The 18,078-nt window shown below is 64.2% G+C and carries 6 protein-coding genes; 4 read left to right on the top strand and 2 right to left on the bottom strand.

All coding sequences use genetic code 11. The annotated features are described in order from the left end of the window. Position 1: 1 nt before the first annotated feature. Positions 2-1,780, bottom strand: coding sequence for an acyclic terpene utilization AtuA family protein (locus AC1Q6I_RS25870; protein ID WP_102624827.1), 1,779 nt, complete (start codon positions 1,778-1,780; stop codon positions 2-4). 152 nt (positions 1,781-1,932) lie between these two features. Here AC1Q6I_RS25870 and AC1Q6I_RS25865 point away from each other — a divergent pair, with 152 nt between their 5' ends. Both AC1Q6I_RS25865 and AC1Q6I_RS25860 read left to right on the top strand, forming a co-directional pair. After that, on the top strand, positions 1,933-2,556 hold the full coding sequence (locus AC1Q6I_RS25865; RefSeq protein WP_024076670.1) for a TetR/AcrR family transcriptional regulator: 624 nt from the start codon (positions 1,933-1,935) through the stop codon (positions 2,554-2,556). A gap of 94 nt (positions 2,557-2,650) precedes the next feature. Then, positions 2,651-3,439 carry a substrate-binding periplasmic protein gene (locus AC1Q6I_RS25860; protein ID WP_024076669.1) on the top strand — a complete coding sequence of 263 codons (789 nt, stop codon included), beginning with the start codon at positions 2,651-2,653 and terminating at the stop codon, positions 3,437-3,439. 27 nt (positions 3,440-3,466) lie between these two features. Here AC1Q6I_RS25860 and AC1Q6I_RS25855 read toward each other — a convergent pair whose 3' ends face one another. Further along, a complete protein-coding gene (locus AC1Q6I_RS25855) occupies positions 3,467-4,018 on the bottom strand; it encodes an RNA polymerase factor sigma-70 (RefSeq protein ID WP_024076668.1) in 552 nt (183 codons plus the stop codon). A gap of 302 nt (positions 4,019-4,320) precedes the next feature. On the opposite strand from AC1Q6I_RS25855, the gene AC1Q6I_RS25850 reads away from it, so the two are divergent. Beyond that, positions 4,321-5,073 carry a thioesterase II family protein gene (locus tag AC1Q6I_RS25850; RefSeq protein WP_024076667.1) on the top strand — a complete coding sequence of 251 codons (753 nt, stop codon included), beginning with the start codon at positions 4,321-4,323 and terminating at the stop codon, positions 5,071-5,073. A gap of 56 nt (positions 5,074-5,129) precedes the next feature. Beyond that, positions 5,130-18,014: a non-ribosomal peptide synthetase gene (locus tag AC1Q6I_RS25845; protein ID WP_102624828.1), complete on the top strand. Its 12,885-nt coding sequence runs from the start codon at positions 5,130-5,132 to the stop codon at positions 18,012-18,014. The last annotated feature ends 64 nt before the right edge of the window (positions 18,015-18,078 follow it).

Here is an 18,078-nt window from a genome sequence, read left to right as displayed (position 1 = left end):
TTTATTGGCATTGATCGGCGATGTGTTGCGGCACGGCGATGGGGATTTCCAGCAGTTGCTGGGCAAAGGCCTTGCCTTGCGGGTCAATGCGCAGGCTGGCGATACCGCCGCCGCCCAGGGCATTTTCCAGCAGGAAGTTGAGGCTGTGGCTGCCCGGCAGGTACCAGCGTTCGACACGGCCGTGGAGCGGGTCGAGCACGTGGCTCATCCAGTCGACGACCACGGCTGGGGTCAGGGTCTCGGCGATCCACGGCAGGTACGCCGGGTCGCGGGCGATCACCCCGATATTGCTGTGGTTGCCCTTGTCGCCAGAGCGCGCCACGGCGAGTTTCACCAGGGGCACGCTGGCGTCGGCACGGCCCTCGGGCATGGGCGGGTCGACGGGGGCGGAGGGCGTGCCCAGCGCATCGCGGGTGGGCAGTTCGCAGGTGTGACGCTGGCCCTGGACGTCGATGAGCAACGCACACGCAGACTTATCGACCAGGAATGAAAACAGTCGAATCAGCGGATACACCGTCGGCCGCCCACCGACGATGCCGGTCAGCCCCGGCGCCATGCCGGTGGCCGCCTGGGCGATCTCGCGGGCGAACAGCGCCAGTGCCTGCTTGCTCGGGTGCCGCACCGCGATCTTCACCACCACTTCGCGGCAGTCATGGCGCTGGGCGTGGGCGCCGTAGGTGGCTTCACTGCCGAGCAATTCGATATTCACCTCGGTGTAGGGCGCCCAGCCTTGTTGGCTGAACAGCTCCGAGGTCTTGTGGATGATCGCCTGGCTGACCCGCTCGGCCTTGGCCACCGCGTCGATCCCGGCGATCAGGCAACTGGCGGTGCAGCGAAAACCATCGGGGTAGGTGGCGCTGACTTTGTAGTGATCGGTGGGCGGCAAGCCCTTGGCGCCATGCAGGCGCACGCTGTGCTTGCCTTGCTGTTGCAATTTGACCTGGCTGAAATCGCAGATCACGTCAGGCAATAGGTAAGCGCGGGGGTCGCCGATTTCGTAGAGCAGTTGTTCGGCCACGCTCAGTTCGCTGATCAGCCCGCCGCTGCCTTCGACTTTATTGACGGTGAACTGGCCGTCGGCGCTGACTTCAACAATGGGGAAACCGATGTGTTCGTAGTCCGGCACGTCGCGCCAGTCGGTGAAGTTGCCGCCGGTGCACTGGGCGCCGCATTCGATGATATGCCCGGCCAGGGCGGCCTGGGCGAGGCGGTCGTAATCCTGCCAGGACCAGTTGAATTCATGCACCAATGCCGCACTGACCACCGCGCTGTCGACCACCCGGCCGGTGATGACGATATCGGCGCCCAGCTTCAGCGCCTGGGCAATGCCCGGTGCGCCCAGATAGGCGTTGGCAGACACGCACAGGGGCGGCAGGGGCGCGCCGTTGAACATGTCAGTGATGCCTTGCAGGTGCGGGAGTTGGGCGTGCAGGTCATCGCCCAGCAGCACCGCGATTTTCAGTGGCACGTGGGCCTTGTCACAGGCCGCTTGCAGGGCGGCGGCGCAGGCGTGCGGGTTGATCCCGCCGGCATTGCTGATCACGCGGATGCCCTGGCGCTGGATATCGCCCAGCAACGGCGCGAGGACCTCGACAAAGTCCGTGGCGTAGCCGGCCTGGGGATCTTTCATCCGGGCGCTGGCCAGGATCGACATCGTGACTTCCGCGAGGTAGTCGAACACCAGGTAATCCAGCTTGCCGCCGTGCACCAACTGGGCAGCGGCAGTGCAGGTGTCGCCCCAGAAGGCACTGGCGCAGCCGATACGAACCGTCTTGCTCATGAGAAATCCTTCCTCGAATGGCTGGCTTCGATCCTACCAAGCAAGCGCTTGGTTTGTAAACTTCGGATACAAGTTTTAGCCAAGCGCTTGCTTGGGTGGCGGCCACGGCCTAAATTGCCGCCCAAGACGTCAAAGAAGTAGAGGAGAGCAGCATGGATGAGCACAAAGCCCTGCGGGTGATGCGCACCATGGTCGACGGCGGCCAATTGACCGACCCCGACAGTGCCCGGGGCAAGTTGCTGCAAACCGCGGCTCACCTGTTTCGCAACAAGGGCTTCGAACGCACCACCGTGCGCGACCTGGCCAGCGCCGTGGGCATTCAGTCCGGCAGCATCTTTCATCACTTCAAGAGCAAGGATGAGATCCTGCGCGCGGTGATGGAGGAAACCATCCACTACAACACCGCGTTGATGCGGGCGTCGCTGGAAGAGGCGACGAACGTGCGCGAGCGTGTGTTGGCGCTGATTCGCTGCGAATTGCAGTCGATCATGGGCGGCAGCGGCGAGGCGATGGCGGTGCTGGTATACGAATGGCGCTCGCTGTCGGCCGAAGGCCAGGCCCAGGTGCTGGCCCTGCGTGATGTGTATGAGCAACTCTGGTTGCAGGTGCTGGGCGAGGCCAAGGCCGCCGGCTATATCAAGGGCGATGTGTTTATTGCCCGGCGCTTTCTCACGGGAGCCTTGTCCTGGACCACCACCTGGTTCCGTGCCGAGGGCAGCCTGACCCTTGAACAATTGGCCGAAGAGGCTTTGTTGATGGTGTTGAAGGCCGATTAAGGCGCAAGCTGTTAATTTGGCGGTGGAAAAGTTGTCTCGCCAGACAAAAACGCCTAGCTTATCGCCATCAGAATAGTGAACGGTGTGTGCCTCGATGTTTTCGCCATGGCGGCTGGCTGCAGGACTTTCTTTATGGGCACTGGGCACCGCAGGGTGGATGCCAGCTTCGGCCGCGCAATTGGTGAGGATTGGCGCCGCGCATTTCCCGCCCTACACCGTACGTCCTGAGCAGGGCGCAGACACCGGTTTGCTGCCGCAACTGGTGGAAGCGCTGAACGCCGCGCAGGCGGACTACCAATTTGTGCTGGTCCCCACCTCCATCCCCCGGCGTTTCCGGGATTTCGAGCAAGGCCGGGTGGACATGGCGATCTTCGAAAACCCGGACTGGGGCTGGCAGAAGATTCCCCACACCAGTGTCGACATGGGGCTTGAAGATGCCGAAGTGTTCGTCGCCCAGCATGAACCCGACCGCGATCAAAGCTATTTCAACGACCTGACCGGCAAGCGCCTGGCGGTGTTCAGCGGTTATCACTACGCCTTCGCCAACTTCAACGCCGACCCCAGGTACATGGCCGAGCACTTCAACGCGACGCTGACCTACTCCCATGACAGCAACCTGCTGATGGTCGCCCGTGGCCGTGCCGATATCGCGCTGGTCACGCGCTCATACCTGAGTGACTTCATGGTGCGCAATGCCGAGATGGCGGGGCAGTTGATGGTGTCGGAGCGCATTGATCAGGTGTACCACCATTACGCCTTGCTGCGACCCAAGGCGCCGATCAGCGGGCCGGCGTTTGCCGAACTGCTCAAACGTTTACGCGATAACGGCGAGATGTTGAAGATTTTCGAGCCGTATCGCATTGATGTGATGGCCGTGCCCTGACCTTGGCCAGGGTGGGGGTGGCCTCAGTCAGACCCGCCGCGCAAACGTATCGCTATGGTTGCCCGACACTTTGCGGCAATGCACCAGCGCATCACGGATCATGAAGTTCACCAGGGTTGGCGACACACCCAGTTCCTTGGCGATGTCCTTTTGCGGCACGCCGTGCAGGCGGTACATCTCGAATGCGTAGCGGGTGCGCTGGGGCAGCTCCGTCAGGGCGTCGGCGATGTTTTCCAGGGTGTTGAAATTGATGTGGGTGGTTTCCGGTGATGCGCCATGAATCACCACATTCAAGCCTTCCTCTTCCGTGCCCGAGTACTTGAGCTCCAGGGCTTGCTTGCGGTAGTGATCGATCGCCAGGTTGCGCACGATCTGGAACAGGTAACTCAACTGGGCCTTGAACGATGAGGTGATCGTCGGTGCCGATTGCAGCCGGAAGTAGGCGTCCTGCACCACATCTTCGGCCCGGGAGCGGCACCCGGTAATTCGTGCTGCGATCTTTACCAGGATCAGCCGATTGTCGACGAATGCCTGGAGCAGCGGTGAGTCGCACCTGCCTGTGGATACTTGTTCCGTCATGGAAATCACCTTGTCGCTAAAGAGGTTAGGGGAGGGCGTCCTTGCTGAGGCCTCCTACACATCGGGCAACAAATTATGCTTAATGATAATGATTGTCAAATGAGAAGGCGAACTAATCTTATGCCTTTGCGGAAGGTGTGAGCCACGTCTCGCTCGCCCCCGGCGACTAATTATTTGCCGGTGCCGTCCGTTCTTCTGGGTGACAGGTCCGTTAGTAAAACGGCCAAGGATCAGCACCCGCAGGAGGGCGAGATGGGTTTCTATCGTGCATACAGCGTGATTCAGTGTGGGGGCCACCGGCGATGAGTGCGCCGACTCGACTGCGCCTGTTTTGCCTGCCTTATTCAGGGGCCAGCGCCATGGTCTACGTGCGCTGGCGCCGCGCCCTGCCGGAGTGGTTGCAAGTGTGCCCGCTGGAGTTGCCCGGGCGTGGCATGCGCATGGACGAGCCGTTGCAGCGTGATATCAAGGTATTGGCCGCGCAGTTGGCGGATGAAATCAGTCGCGACCTGGACGGCCCCTACGCGCTGTTCGGTCACAGCCTGGGTGGCCTGCTGGCCTTCGAGCTGGCGCATGCGCTGAACGAGCGCCATGTGCCTGCGCCGCTGGCATTGTTCGCCTCCGGCACCGCCGGGCCCGCGCGCCGTGATGTCAGTGAATACGCCATTGAAAAGACCGATGAGCAACTGATCGCCCGCCTGCGCGAACTGCAAGGCACCGCCGAAGAAGCCCTGGCCAATCCCGAGTTGATGAAATTGATGCTGCCGATCCTGCGCGCCGATTTCCTGCTGTGCGGCAGTTTCACCTATGGCCAGCGCACGCCGCTGGACATGCCGATCCATGTGTTCGGCGGCAAGCAGGACAGTGTGCGCGCCGACCAATTGCTCGATTGGCAGGCCGACGCCGCCAGTGGCTTTTCCCTGGATATGTTCGACGGCCACCACTTCTTTCTCGTGCAGCACGAAAGCGCCGTGCTGCGCTGCCTGCGGCGTTATGCCGACGAGCACCTGGCCCGCTGGCGCAATGGCACGGCGCGGCAACTGGCCGCCGGCTGAACGCCCCCTCCCATTCCCGAATTTCCCGTAAGCCGATTTCAGGCAGGAACCCCAAGATGGACGCCTTCGAACTTCCCCGCACCCTGGTCCAGTCCCTTCAACAGCGTGCCGAGCAGACCCCGGACCAAGTGGCCCTGCGCTTTCTCGCCGAGTCCGCCGAACAGAGCATCGTGCTCAGTTACCGCGACCTGGACCTGCGCGCCCGCACCATCGCCGCCGCCCTCCAGGCCAACGCAACGTTGGGCGAGCGTGCGGTGCTGCTGTTCCCCAGCGGCCCGGACTATGTCGCGGCGTTCTTCGGATGCCTGTACGCCGGCATCATTGCAGTGCCGGCCTACCCGCCGGAGTCCACCCGCCGGCATCACCAGGCGCGCCTGCTGTCGATCATCGCCGACGCCGAGCCGCGCCTGCTGCTGACCATCGCCAGCCTCGGCGATGGCTTGGCGCAGCTCGAAAACGCGCCGCCGGTGTTGAGTGTCGACACCCTGGACGCACAAATCGCGGACAGCTGGCGCGCCCCCGACCTGCAACCCGACGACATTGCCTTCCTGCAATACACCTCTGGCTCCACCGCGTTGCCGAAGGGTGTACAAGTCAGCCACGGCAATCTGGTTGCCAATGAAGTGCTGATCCGCCGAGGCTTCGGCATCGACGTGAACCCGGACGATGTGATCGTCAGCTGGCTGCCGCTGTACCACGACATGGGCCTGATCGGCGGCCTGCTGCAACCGGTTTTCAGCGGCGTGCCCTGCGTACTGATGTCGCCGGCGTACTTCCTTGGCCGTCCGCTGCGCTGGCTGGAAGCGATCAGCGAGTACGGCGGTACCATCAGCGGCGGCCCGGATTTCGCCTACCGTTTATGCAGTGAGCGGGTCAGTGAGTCGGCGTTGGCGCGTCTCGACCTGAGCCAGTGGCGCGTGGCCTATTCCGGCTCCGAGCCGATCCGCCTCGACACCCTGGAACGCTTCGCCGAGAAATTCGCCCGTTGCGGTTTCACCGCGAACAGCTTCTTCGCCTCCTACGGCCTGGCCGAAGCGACCCTCTTTGTCGCCGGTGGCCGCCGTGGCCATGGCATCCCCGCGCTGCGTGTCGACGAACAGGCGTTGGCCGCCAACCGCGCCGAACCAGGGCAGGGCAGTGCGATCATGAGTTGCGGCACGAGCCAGCCGGACCATGGGGTGCTGATCGTCGACCCGCACACCTTGAGCGAACTGGCCGACAACGGCGTCGGCGAAATCTGGGCCAGCGGGCCGAGCATCGCCCATGGCTACTGGCGCAACCCCGAAGCCAGCGCCAAGACCTTCGTACAGCACGCCGGCCGCACCTGGCTGCGCACCGGTGACCTGGGCTTTATCCGCGAGGGCGAGCTGTACATCACCGGCCGCCTGAAAGACCTGCTGATCGTGCGCGGGCACAACCTGTATCCCCAGGACATCGAGCAGACCATCGAGCGCGAAGTGGAAGTGGTGCGCAAGGGTCGCGTTGCGGCGTTCGCGGTGAATGATCAGGGCCAGGAAGGTATTGGCATTGCGGCGGAAATCAGCCGCAGCGTGCAGAAGATCTTGCCGCCTGAAGCGCTGATCAAAGCCATCCGCCAGGCCGTGGCCGAGGCCTACCAAGAGGCGCCGTGCGTGGTGCTGCTGCTCAACCCCGGTGCCTTGCCCAAGACCTCCAGCGGCAAGCTGCAACGCGCGGCCTGCGCGGTGCGTCATGCCGATGGCAGCCTCGATAGCTATGCGCAGTTCCCCGACCTGCATGCGCCGGCGCCTAATGCGGCGCAGGGGGCGGAGTTGCAACGCCGGATCGCGGCGATCTGGTGCGAACAGTTGCACGTGGCGAGCGTGGCGGCCGACGATCACTTCTTCCTGCTCGGCGGCAACTCCATCACCGCCACCCAGGTGGTCGCGCGCCTGCGCGAAGACCTCGGCCTGGAGCTGAACCTGCGCATGCTGTTCGAAGCCCCGACCCTGGAAGGCTTTGCCGCGCATATCGCGCAATTGCAACAGGACGGTGGCGTTGCCCAAGGCGCGATCCACACCCTATCGCGCGACGAAGACCTGCCCCAATCCCTGGCCCAGAATCGCTTGTGGATCACCTGGCAACTGGATCCCCTGAGCAGCGCCTACACCATCCCCGGCGCCCTGCGTTTGCGTGGCGAGCTGGATGAGGACGCGGTACGTGCCAGCTTCCAGCACTTGATCCAGCGCCACGAAGCCCTGCGCACACGTTTCTATGAGCGCGATGGCCAAGCCTTCCAGCGTGTGGACGCCAACAGCGATTTCGATCTGCACGTCATCGACCTCAGCCACCTGCCCGCCGCCGAACGTGACGCCCGCGCGCAACAGATCCGCGAGGACGAAGCGCGTACCCAGTTCGACCTGGAAAACGGCCCGCTGCTGCGGGTGACCCTGGTACGCCTGGAGGATGAAGATCATCAACTGCTGGTGACGCTGCACCACATCATTGCTGACGGCTGGTCGCTGAATCTGCTCATCGACGAGTTCTCGCGACTGTATGCCGCCGCTGCCCAGGGCCAAACCCTGGCGTTGCCACCCCTGGCTTTGCAGTACGCCGACTACGCAAGCTGGCAACGCCAATGGCTGGCCGAAGGCGAAGGCCAGCGCCAACTGGCGTACTGGAAAGCGCAACTGGGGGAGGAGCATCCGGCCTTGAGCCTGGCCACCGACCACCCGCGCTCGGCGCAGCAACGCCACACTGCTTCACGCCACAGCGTGCGCCTGGGCGCCAGCCTCAGCGAAGCGATTCGCCAGACTGCCCAGTCCCATGAGTCCACGCCATTCATGCTGTTGCTGGCGGCGTTCCAGACCTTGCTCTATCGCTACAGTGGCCAGCGCGATATCCGCATTGGCGTGCCCAACGCCAACCGCCCACGCCAGGAAACCCAGGGCCTGGTCGGTTTCTTTATCAACACGCTGGTGCTGCGCGCCGAACTGGACGGGCGTTTGCCGTTCAACCAGCTATTGGCCGCGACACGCCAGGCCGCCTTGGGCGCCCAGGCGCATCAGGACTTGCCCTTTGAACAACTGCTGGAGGCGTTCCCGCAGGCCCGCGAACAGGGTTTGTTCCAAGTGATGTTCAACCACCAGCAACGCGACCTGAGTGTCTTGCGCCGCCTGCCGGGCATGCTTGCCGACGAGCTGCCGTGGCACAGCCGCGAAGCCAAGTTCGACCTGCAACTGCACACTGAAGAAGACCGCAATGGGCGCCTGGGCCTGTCGTTCGACTACGCCGATGAACTGTTCGAGCCTGCGACGATCCAGCGCCTGGCCGAACACTTCATCCACCTGCTGCACGCGATCTGCGAGCATCCGCAGCGTGCCCTCGGCGACCTCAAGCTGATGCAGCAGGACGAACAGCAAGCGTGGAGCCAGGCGCCGTGTGCCCCCGCTCAACAATGGCTGCCCGAACTGCTCAACCCCTCTGTCTCTGATAACACCGCGCTGGTCTGGCAGGACGGCAGCCTGACGTTCGCCCAACTGCATACCCAGGCCAACCGCCTGGCCCATTACCTGCGCGACAAAGGCGTTGGCCCGGACGTGTGCGTGGCCATCGCTGCCGAGCGGTCGCCGCAGTTGCTGATCGGCCTGCTGGCGATCATCAAGGCCGGCGGTGCCTATGTGCCGCTGGACCCGGACTACCCCGCCGAGCGCCTGGCCTACATGCTCCGGGACAGCCGCGCGCACCTGCTGTTGACCCAGACCGCCTTGCTCGAACACCTGCCGACGGCCGATGGCGTGTGCGTGATCGCCATGGACAGCCTGCACCTCGACAGTTGGCCGACCCAGCCCCCGGGCCTGCACCTGGAGGGTGACAACCTCGCCTACGTGATCTACACCTCCGGCTCCACCGGCCAGCCCAAGGGCGTGGGCAACACCCATGCGGCCCTGGCCGAACGCTTGCAATGGATGCAAGCCACCTATCAGCTCAACCACACGGATGTGCTGATGCAAAAGGCGCCGATCAGTTTCGACGTGTCGGTGTGGGAATGCTTCTGGCCGCTGATCACCGGCTGCCGCCTGGTGCTGGCTGGACCTGGCGAGCATCGTGATCCGCACCGTATCGCGCAGTTGGTCCAGGAACACGGCGTGACCACGCTGCACTTCGTGCCGCCGCTGTTGCAGCTGTTTATCGATGAACCCTTGGTGGCCGAATGCACCAGCCTGCGCCGCCTGTTCTCCGGTGGTGAAGCCTTGCCCGCCGAGCTGCGCAACCGCGTATTGGCGCAGTTGCCGGCGGTGCAATTGCACAATCGTTATGGCCCGACCGAGACCGCGATCAACGTGACGCACTGGCACTGCCGCGTGGAGGATGGCGAGCGCTCGCCGATTGGCCGCCCGCTGGGCAATGTGATCTGTCGCGTGCTGGATAAGCAGCTCAACCCCGTGCCCGTTGGCGTGCCGGGTGAGCTGTGCATCGGTGGCATTGGCCTGGCGCGGGGTTACCTCGGTCGTCCTGGGTTGACCGCTGAGCGCTTTGTCGCCGACCACCAAGGTGCGCGCCTGTACCGCACCGGTGACCGCGCCCGATGGAGCGCCGACGGTGTGCTTGAGTACCTCGGCCGTCTCGACCAACAGGTCAAGCTCCGCGGTTTCCGGGTGGAGCCGGAAGAAATCGAAGCGCGCCTGCTCGCCCTGGACGGCATCGCCCAGGCCGTGGTGCTGGTGCGTGACGCACAGTTGATCGGCTACTACACCGCCCATGCCGAGCTGGACGAACAGCAGGTCAAAAATGCCCTGGCCGCCGAGCTGCCGGAGTACATGGTGCCCGCCCTGCTGATGCGTCTGGACGCCATGCCTCTGAGCCCGAGCGGCAAGCTCGACCGCCGCGCTTTGCCGGAGCCGGTGTGGCAAACCCGTGAGCACGTCGAGCCTGAAACGCCGCTGCAACAGCAGATCGCCGCGATCTGGCGCGAGGTCCTTGGCCTGCCGAAGATCGGCCTGCACGATGACTTCTTCGCCCTGGGCGGCCACTCGCTGCTGGCCACGCAAATCATCTCCCGTACCCGCCAGGCCTGTGACGTCGAGCTGCCGTTGCGCACGTTGTTCGAAGCCAGCGAGTTGGGCGCTTTTGCTGAACAGGTCGGGCTGATCCAGGCGTCGGGGCAACGCAACCAACAAACCACCATCGCCAAGGTCGACCGCAGCGAACCGGTGCCGTTGTCCTACTCCCAGCAGCGCATGTGGTTCCTCTGGCAGATGGAGCCGGACAGCCCGGCCTACAACGTCGGCGGCATGGCGCGCCTGCGCGGGGTGCTGGATGTGGGGCGTTTCGAGGCGGCGTTGCAAGCCTTGATCATGCGCCATGAAACCTTGCGCACCACCTTCCCGAGTGTCGATGGCGTGGCCTATCAGAAGGTCGCGCCGCAGTCCGGCGTGCGCATGGGCTGGCAGGACATCTCGGCGCTCTGCGAAACCGAGCGCCAGCAACGCTTGCAGCAGCTGGCCGACCATGAAGCCCACACACCGTTCAACCTGGAAACCGGCCCGCTGCTGCGCGCGTGCCTGGTCAAGGCCGGTGAGCAGGAGCACTACCTGGTGCTGACCCTGCACCATATCGTCACCGAAGGCTGGGCCATGGACATCTTTGCCCGTGAACTCAGCGCGTTGTACGAAGCCTTTATCGACGAGCGCTACTCGCCGCTGGCGCCGTTGCCCGTGCAATACCTCGACTACAGCGTGTGGCAACGCCAATGGCTGGAAGCCGGCGAACGCCAACGCCAGCTGGATTACTGGACCGCGCAACTGGGTCATGAGCACCCGCTGCTGGAACTGCCCGGCGACCGCCCACGGCCACCGGTACAAAGCCATCGTGGCGAGCTGTACCGTTTCGAATTGAGCGATGACCTGGCGGCCCGCGTGCGCGCCTTCAACGCCGAACGCGGCCTGACCCTGTTCATGACCATGACCGCCACCCTGGCCGTGTTGCTCTACCGCTACAGCGGCCAGACCGACTTGCGCATCGGCGCCCCCGTGGCCAACCGCATCCGCCCGGAAAGCGAAGGGCTGATCGGCGCGTTCCTCAATACCCAGGTGCTGCGTTGCCAGCTCAATGGGCAGATGACCGTGGGTGAGTTGTTCGAACAGGTGCGTCACACCGTGATCGAGGGCCAGTCCCATCAGGACCTGCCGTTCGACCATCTGGTCGAAGCCTTGCAACCGCCGCGCAGTGCGGCGTACAACCCGTTGTTCCAGGTGATGTGCAACGTGCAGCGTTGGGAGTTCCAGCAGAGCCGCCAACTGGCCGGCATGACGGTCGAGTACCTGGCCAACGATGCGCGCGCGACCAAGTTCGACCTCAACCTGGAAGTCACCGACCTTGACCATCGCCTGGGGTGCTGCCTGACCTACAGCACCGACTTGTTCGATGAGCCGCGCATTGCGCGGATGGCCGAGCATTGGCGCAATCTGTTGCAAGCGCTGATCGCCAGCCCCGAGCAGCGTCTGAGCGAATTGCCGTTGCTCAGCGCCACGGAACAGCGCGCGTTGCAGGACAGCCTGGGCGTCGAAGCGGGCGAGCACCGCCTTGATCAGTGCATTCACACGCTGTTCAGCCAACAGGTAAAAGCCCGTGGCGATGCGCCCGCGCTGACCTTCGCCGGCGTTACCCTCAGCTACCGCGAGCTGGACGCCCGCGCCAATCGCCTGGCCTGGATGCTGCGCGAGCGTGGTGTCGGCCCGCAGGTACGCGTCGGCCTGGCGTTGCCGCGCTCCCTGGAAATGATCATCGGCCTGCTGGCGATCCTCAAGGCGGGCGGTGCCTATGTGCCGCTCGACCCGGAATACCCGCTGGACCGCCTGCACTACATGATCGAAGACAGCGGCATTGGCCTGCTGCTCAGCGATGCAGCGATGTTCGAAGCCCTGGGTGAACTGCCGGCGACCGTGGCCTGCTGGTGCCTGGAAGATGACCTTCCGGTGCTGGAGAATTACCCGGCCGATGAACTGCCCTTTATCAGCCTGGCGCAGCACCAGGCCTACCTGATCTACACCTCCGGTTCCACCGGCAAGCCCAAGGGCGTGGTGGTGTCGCACGGCGAAATCGCCATGCACTGCCAGGCCGTGATCGAGCGCTTCGGCATGCGCCCGGACGACTGCGAACTGCACTTCTATTCGATCAACTTCGACGCCGCTACCGAACGTTTGCTGGTGCCGTTGCTCTGCGGTGCGCGGGTGGTATTGCGGGCCCAGGGCCAGTGGGATGCAGAAGAGATCTGCGCGCTGATCCGTACCCATCGCATCAATATCCTCGGCTTTACGCCGAGCTACGGCAGCCAGTTGGCGCAATGGCTGGCGACCCAGCAGCAGACGTTGCCGGTGCGCATGTGCATCACCGGTGGCGAGGCGTTGACCGGCGAACACTTGCAGCGCATCCGTGCGGCGTTTCAGCCGCAGGTGTTTTTCAACGCCTATGGGCCGACCGAAACCGTGGTGATGCCGCTGGCCAGCCTCGCGCCCGAGCAGTTGGAGGAGGGCGCCGGCAGCGTACCGATCGGCAGCATCATCGGGGACCGCGTGGCGTACATTCTCGACGCCGACCTGGCCTTGGTGCCGCAAGGTGCGACCGGTGAGTTGTACGTCGGTGGCGCCGGCCTGGCCCAGGGGTATCACCAGCGTCCGGGCATGACCGCCGAACGCTTCGTGGCCGATCCCTTCGCGCGTGACGGCGGGCGTCTTTACCGCACCGGCGACCTGGTGCGCCAACGCGCCGATGGTCTGGTGGAGTACCTGGGGCGGATCGACCATCAAGTGAAGATTCGTGGCTTCCGTATCGAACTGGGCGAGATCGAAACCCGCCTGCTGGAGTACCACGCCGTACGCGAGGCCGTGGTGCTGGCGCTGGATTCGCCCAGCGGCAAACAGCTGGTGGCCTACCTGGTCAGCGATGCCGAGCACGGCGCATTACGCGATGCGCTCAAGGCGCATCTCAAGGCGCAACTGCCGGACTACATGGTGCCCGCGCACCTGATCGTGCTGGACAGCATGCCGTTGACCGCCAACGGCAAACTTGACCGGCGTGCCTTGCCGCAACCGGACCCTGAGGCCAATCGCCAACAGTACGTGGCCCCGCGCAACCCGTTGGAAAGCACCCTGGCCGCGATCTGGTGCGCCGTGTTGAACGTGCCGCAAGTCGGCCTGGACGATAACTTCTTTGAACTGGGCGGCGACTCGATCCTGTCGATCCAGGTGGTCAGCCGTGCGCGGCAGGCGGGGATTCACTTCAGCCCCCGCGACCTGTTCCAGCACCAGACCGTGCAAACCCTGGCGGCGGTTGCCACGCTCGTCGAGCAAGTGACGGCCGAGCAGGGCGTGCTCACCGGCAGCTCGGGCCTGACGCCCATCCAGCAGTGGTTCTTCGATACCCCGATTCCCGAACGTCAGCATTGGAACCAGGCGCTTGTCCTCAAGCCCCTGCAACTGCTCGAGCCCCATCGCCTGGAGCAAGCGCTGTTGGCGGTGCTGGAACACCACGACGCGCTGCGCCTGAGCTTCAGCCAGCGCGACGCGCAATGGCACGCCGAGCACTTGGCCGTGCCCCAGGGCGGCGTGCTGATGCAGGCGCACGTGCACGATATGGCGCAGTGCACCGCGCTGTTCACCGAGACCCAGCGCAGCCTCGACCTGGCGCACGGCCCGCTGTTGCGCGCCTTGCTGGTGGATGGCCCGCAAGGGCAACAGCGCCTGCTGATCGCTATCCATCACCTGGTGGTCGATGGCGTGTCGTGGCGGGTGCTGCTGGAGGATCTGCAAAACGTCTATCGCCAACTGAGCGAAGGCCAGTCCGTCAGCCTGCCGGCCAAGACCAGCGCCCTGCGTGACTGGGCTGCGCGCTTGCAGGCTTATGCCCACAGTGAATCCCTGCGCGAGGAATTGACGGTATGGCAGGCTCAATTGGCCGGCCCGGCCGTGGCATTGCCGGTGACGCGTCCTCTAGGCGCGCTGCGTAATCGGGATGCGGATACCGTCAGCGTTCGCCTGGATGCCGAACACACCCGCCAGTTGCTGCAACAGGCCCCCAGCGCCTACCGCACCCAGGTCAATGACCTGCTGTTGACCGCGCTGGCCCGTGTGGTGTGCCGCTGGAGTGGGCATGATTCGGCGCTGATCCAGCTGGAAGGCCATGGTCGTGAAACCCTGTTCGATGATATCGACCTGACCCGTAGCGTCGGCTGGTTCACCAGTGCTTATCCGCTGCGCCTGACCCCACTGGCGGAGCAGGGCGCTTCGATCAAGGCGATCAAGGAGCAACTGCGCGGCATCCCCCACAAGGGCCTCGGCTATGGCGTGCTGCGTTACCTGGCGGACGACCTGTGCAAGCAGACCCTGGCCGGGCTGCCCAGCGCCGGCATCACCTTCAACTACCTCGGTCAATTCGACCAGAGCTTTGGCGCCGATGCGCTGTTCCACCCGCTGGACGAGTCGGCCGGCCTGGCCCATGACCCGGATGCACCGTTGCCCAACGAACTGAGCATCGACAGCCAGGTGTACGGCGGTGAGCTGGTGCTGCGCTGGACCTTCAGCCGCGAACGCTTCGATCGGCAGACTCTCCAGGCTCTGGCCGATGCCTACCTGGCCGAACTGCGCAGCCTGATTGCGCACTGCCTCAGGGACGATGTTGGCGGTTTCACGCCGTCGGACTTCCCCCTGGCGCACTTGAGTCAGGCGCAACTGGACAGCTTGCCGGTACCCGCCAGCGTCATCGAAGACGTCTACCCGCTGACGCCAATGCAGGAGGGTTTGCTGCTGCACACCCTGCTGGAACCGGGCACGGGTCTCTACTATATGCAGGACCGCTACCGCATCGACAGCACCCTGGACCCTGAGCGTTTCGCCCAGGCCTGGCAGGCGGTGATCGCCCGGCATGAAGCCTTGCGTGCCTCGTTCTGTTGGAACGTTGGCGAAGACATGCTGCAAGTGATCCATCAGCCGGGCAGTACGCCGATTGAGTACCTGGATTGGAGTGCTGATCCAGAAAGCGAGCAGGAGCCGCGTCTGCAAGCGCTGCTCAAGAAGGAGCGCGAAGCCGGTTTCGATCTGCTCAACCAGGCGCCGTTCCACCTGCGCCTGATCCGCGTCGGCGCCGAGCGCTACTGGTTCATGATGAGCAACCACCACATCCTCATCGATGCGTGGTGCCGCTCGTTGTTGATGAATGACTTCTTCGAGATCTACATGGCCCTGGGCGAAGGGCGCGAGGCACAACTGGCCACGCCGCCGCGTTATCGCGACTACATTGCCTGGCTGCAACGCCAGAACCTGAGCGAAGCACGCCAGTGGTGGCAGCAGAACCTGCAAGGTTTCGAGCGCACCACGCCGATCCCGAGCGACCGGCCATTCCTGCGTGAACATGCCGGCCATAGCGGTGGCATGGTGGTGGGCGACTGCTACACCCGTCTCGAGGCCCGCGACGGTGCGCAGCTGCGCGAGTTGGCGCAGGCCCATCAACTCACCGTCAACACCTTCGCCCAGGCTGCATGGGCGTTGGTGCTGCGCCGCTTGAGCGGCGATCGTGACGTGCTGTTCGGCGTCACCGTGGCTGGGCGCCCGGTGGACATGCCCGAGATGCAACGCACCGTCGGCCTGTTTATCAACAGCATCGCCCTGCGGGTGAAGGTGCCCGAGGACGACCAGCGTTGCAGCGTGCGCCAGTGGTTGAGCGCTCTGCTCGACAGCAACATGCAACTGCGCGAGTACGAATACCTGCCCCTGGTCACGATCCAGGAACACAGCGAGTTGCCCAAGGGCCAGCCGCTGTTCGACAGCCTGTTCGTGTTTGAAAATGCCCCGGTGGAAGTCTCGGTACTGGATCGCGCACAAAGCCTGAATGCCACCTCGGACTCCGGCCGCACCCACACCAACTTCCCGCTGACGGCCGTGTGCTATCCGGGTGATGACCTGGGGTTGCACCTGTCCTACGACCAGCGCTACTTCGACGAAACCACCGTGCAGGGCATGCTCGGTGAGTTCAAGCGCCTGCTGCTGGCGCTGGTACAGGGTTTCCATGGCGACATGGCCGACCTGCCGTTGATGGGCGAACAGGAGCGCGAGTTCCTGGTGGACGGCTGCAATCAGAGCGAGCATGACTACCCGCTGGAACGCAGTTATGTCGAACTGTTCGAAGCGCAGGTCGCCGCCCATCCACAGCGCATTGCCGCCAGTTGCCTGGACCGACAGTGGACCTATGACGAATTGAACCGTCGCAGTAACGGGCTCGGTCACGCGCTGATCGCGGCGGGTGTCGGCCTGGACCAACCGGTGGCGTTGCTGGCCGAGCGTAGCCTTGACTTGCTGGGCATGATCATCGGCAGCTTCAAGGCCGGTGCCGGTTACCTGCCGCTGGACCCCGGCCTGCCGAGCCAGCGTTTGCGCAGCATCATCGACCTGAGCCGTACGCCGTTGCTGGTGTGCACCGAGGCGTGCCGCGAGCAGGCCATCGCGTTGCTGGATGGTTTTGACTGTCAGTTGCTGGTATGGGAGGAAGTGCCGTCCCGGGGTGCCAACCCTGGTGTCTACAGCGCACCGGACAACCTCGCCTACGTGATCTACACCTCGGGCTCCACCGGTTTGCCCAAAGGGGTGATGGTCGAGCAGCGCGGCATGCTCAATAACCAGTTGAGCAAAGTGCCTTACCTGCAACTGAGCGAGACGGATGTGATCGCCCAGACGGCCTCGCAAAGCTTCGATATTTCCGTGTGGCAATTCCTTGCCGCGCCGCTGTTCGGGGCGCGGGTGGATATTGTGCCGAACACCATCGCCCACGATCCCCAAGGCTTGCTGGCGCATGTTCAGACTCAAGGCATCACGGTGCTGGAAAGCGTGCCGTCGCTGATCCAGGGCATGCTGGCCGAGGAGCGCATCAGCCTCGATGGCCTGCGCTGGATGCTGCCCACCGGCGAGGCCATGCCGCCGGAGCTGGCGCACCAGTGGTTGCTGCGTTATCCGCAGATCGGGCTGGTGAACGCCTATGGCCCGGCAGAATGCTCGGACGACGTGGCGTTCTTCCGCGTCGACCTGGCCTCGACCCGTGGCACTTACCTGCCGATTGGGACGCCGACCGACAACAACCGCTTGTACCTGCTGGACGGTGCGTTGGAACTGGTGCCCCAAGGCGCGGTAGGCGAGTTGTGCGTAGCCGGTACCGGTGTGGGGCGTGGCTATGTCGGCGACCCGTTGCGCACCGCCCCAGTGTTTGTGCCGAACCCTTTCGGCGCGGCGGGCGAGCGTTTGTACCGCACCGGCGACCTGGCACGCCGTCGCAGCGATGGCGTGCTGGAGTACGTCGGGCGTATCGACCACCAAGTGAAGATTCGCGGTTACCGCATCGAGCTGGGGGAAATCGAAGCACGCCTGCACGAACAATCGGACGTGCGCGACGCGGCCGTCGGCGTGCAGGAGGGGGGCAACGGCAAACACCTCGTCGGCTACCTGGTGGCCGCCGATGAAACCTTGAACCCAGGCGAGCGCCTGGACCGCATCAAGCAACGCCTGCGCGCCGAACTGCCGGAGTACATGGTGCCGCTGCATTGGCTATGGCTGGACCGCCTGCCGCTCAACGCCAACGGCAAGCTCGACCGCAAGGCCCTGCCCACCCTGGAGATCGGCCAATTGCACAGCCAGGACTACCTGGCGCCGCGCAACGCACTTGAAGCCACCTTGGCCGCGATCTGGGCCGAGGTGCTGAAAGTTGAAAGGGTAGGGGTACAGGACAACTTCTTCGAACTGGGCGGGCATTCGTTGCTGGCCACGCAGATTGCCTCGCGGGTGCAGAAAACCCTGCAACGGGATGTGCCGCTGCGGGCGATGTTCGAGTGCAGCACGGTGGCGGCGTTGGCCGAGTACATCGATGGGCTGGCGGCGAATGAGATCAGCGCGCAGAAGGTGGATCGCTTGAGTGATTTGATGGCGGAGCTGGAAGGCTTGTAATTTTCGCAGCCTGCTCGGGCCTCATCGAGAGCAGGCCCCCTCCCACAGTGACCGGGTTCATCCT

The sequence above is a fragment of the Pseudomonas sp. MPR-R2A5 genome, assembly GCF_058793055.1.
Note: the sequence above shows the minus strand (reverse complement) of the source record. Positions and strands in the feature narration are given on the sequence as shown.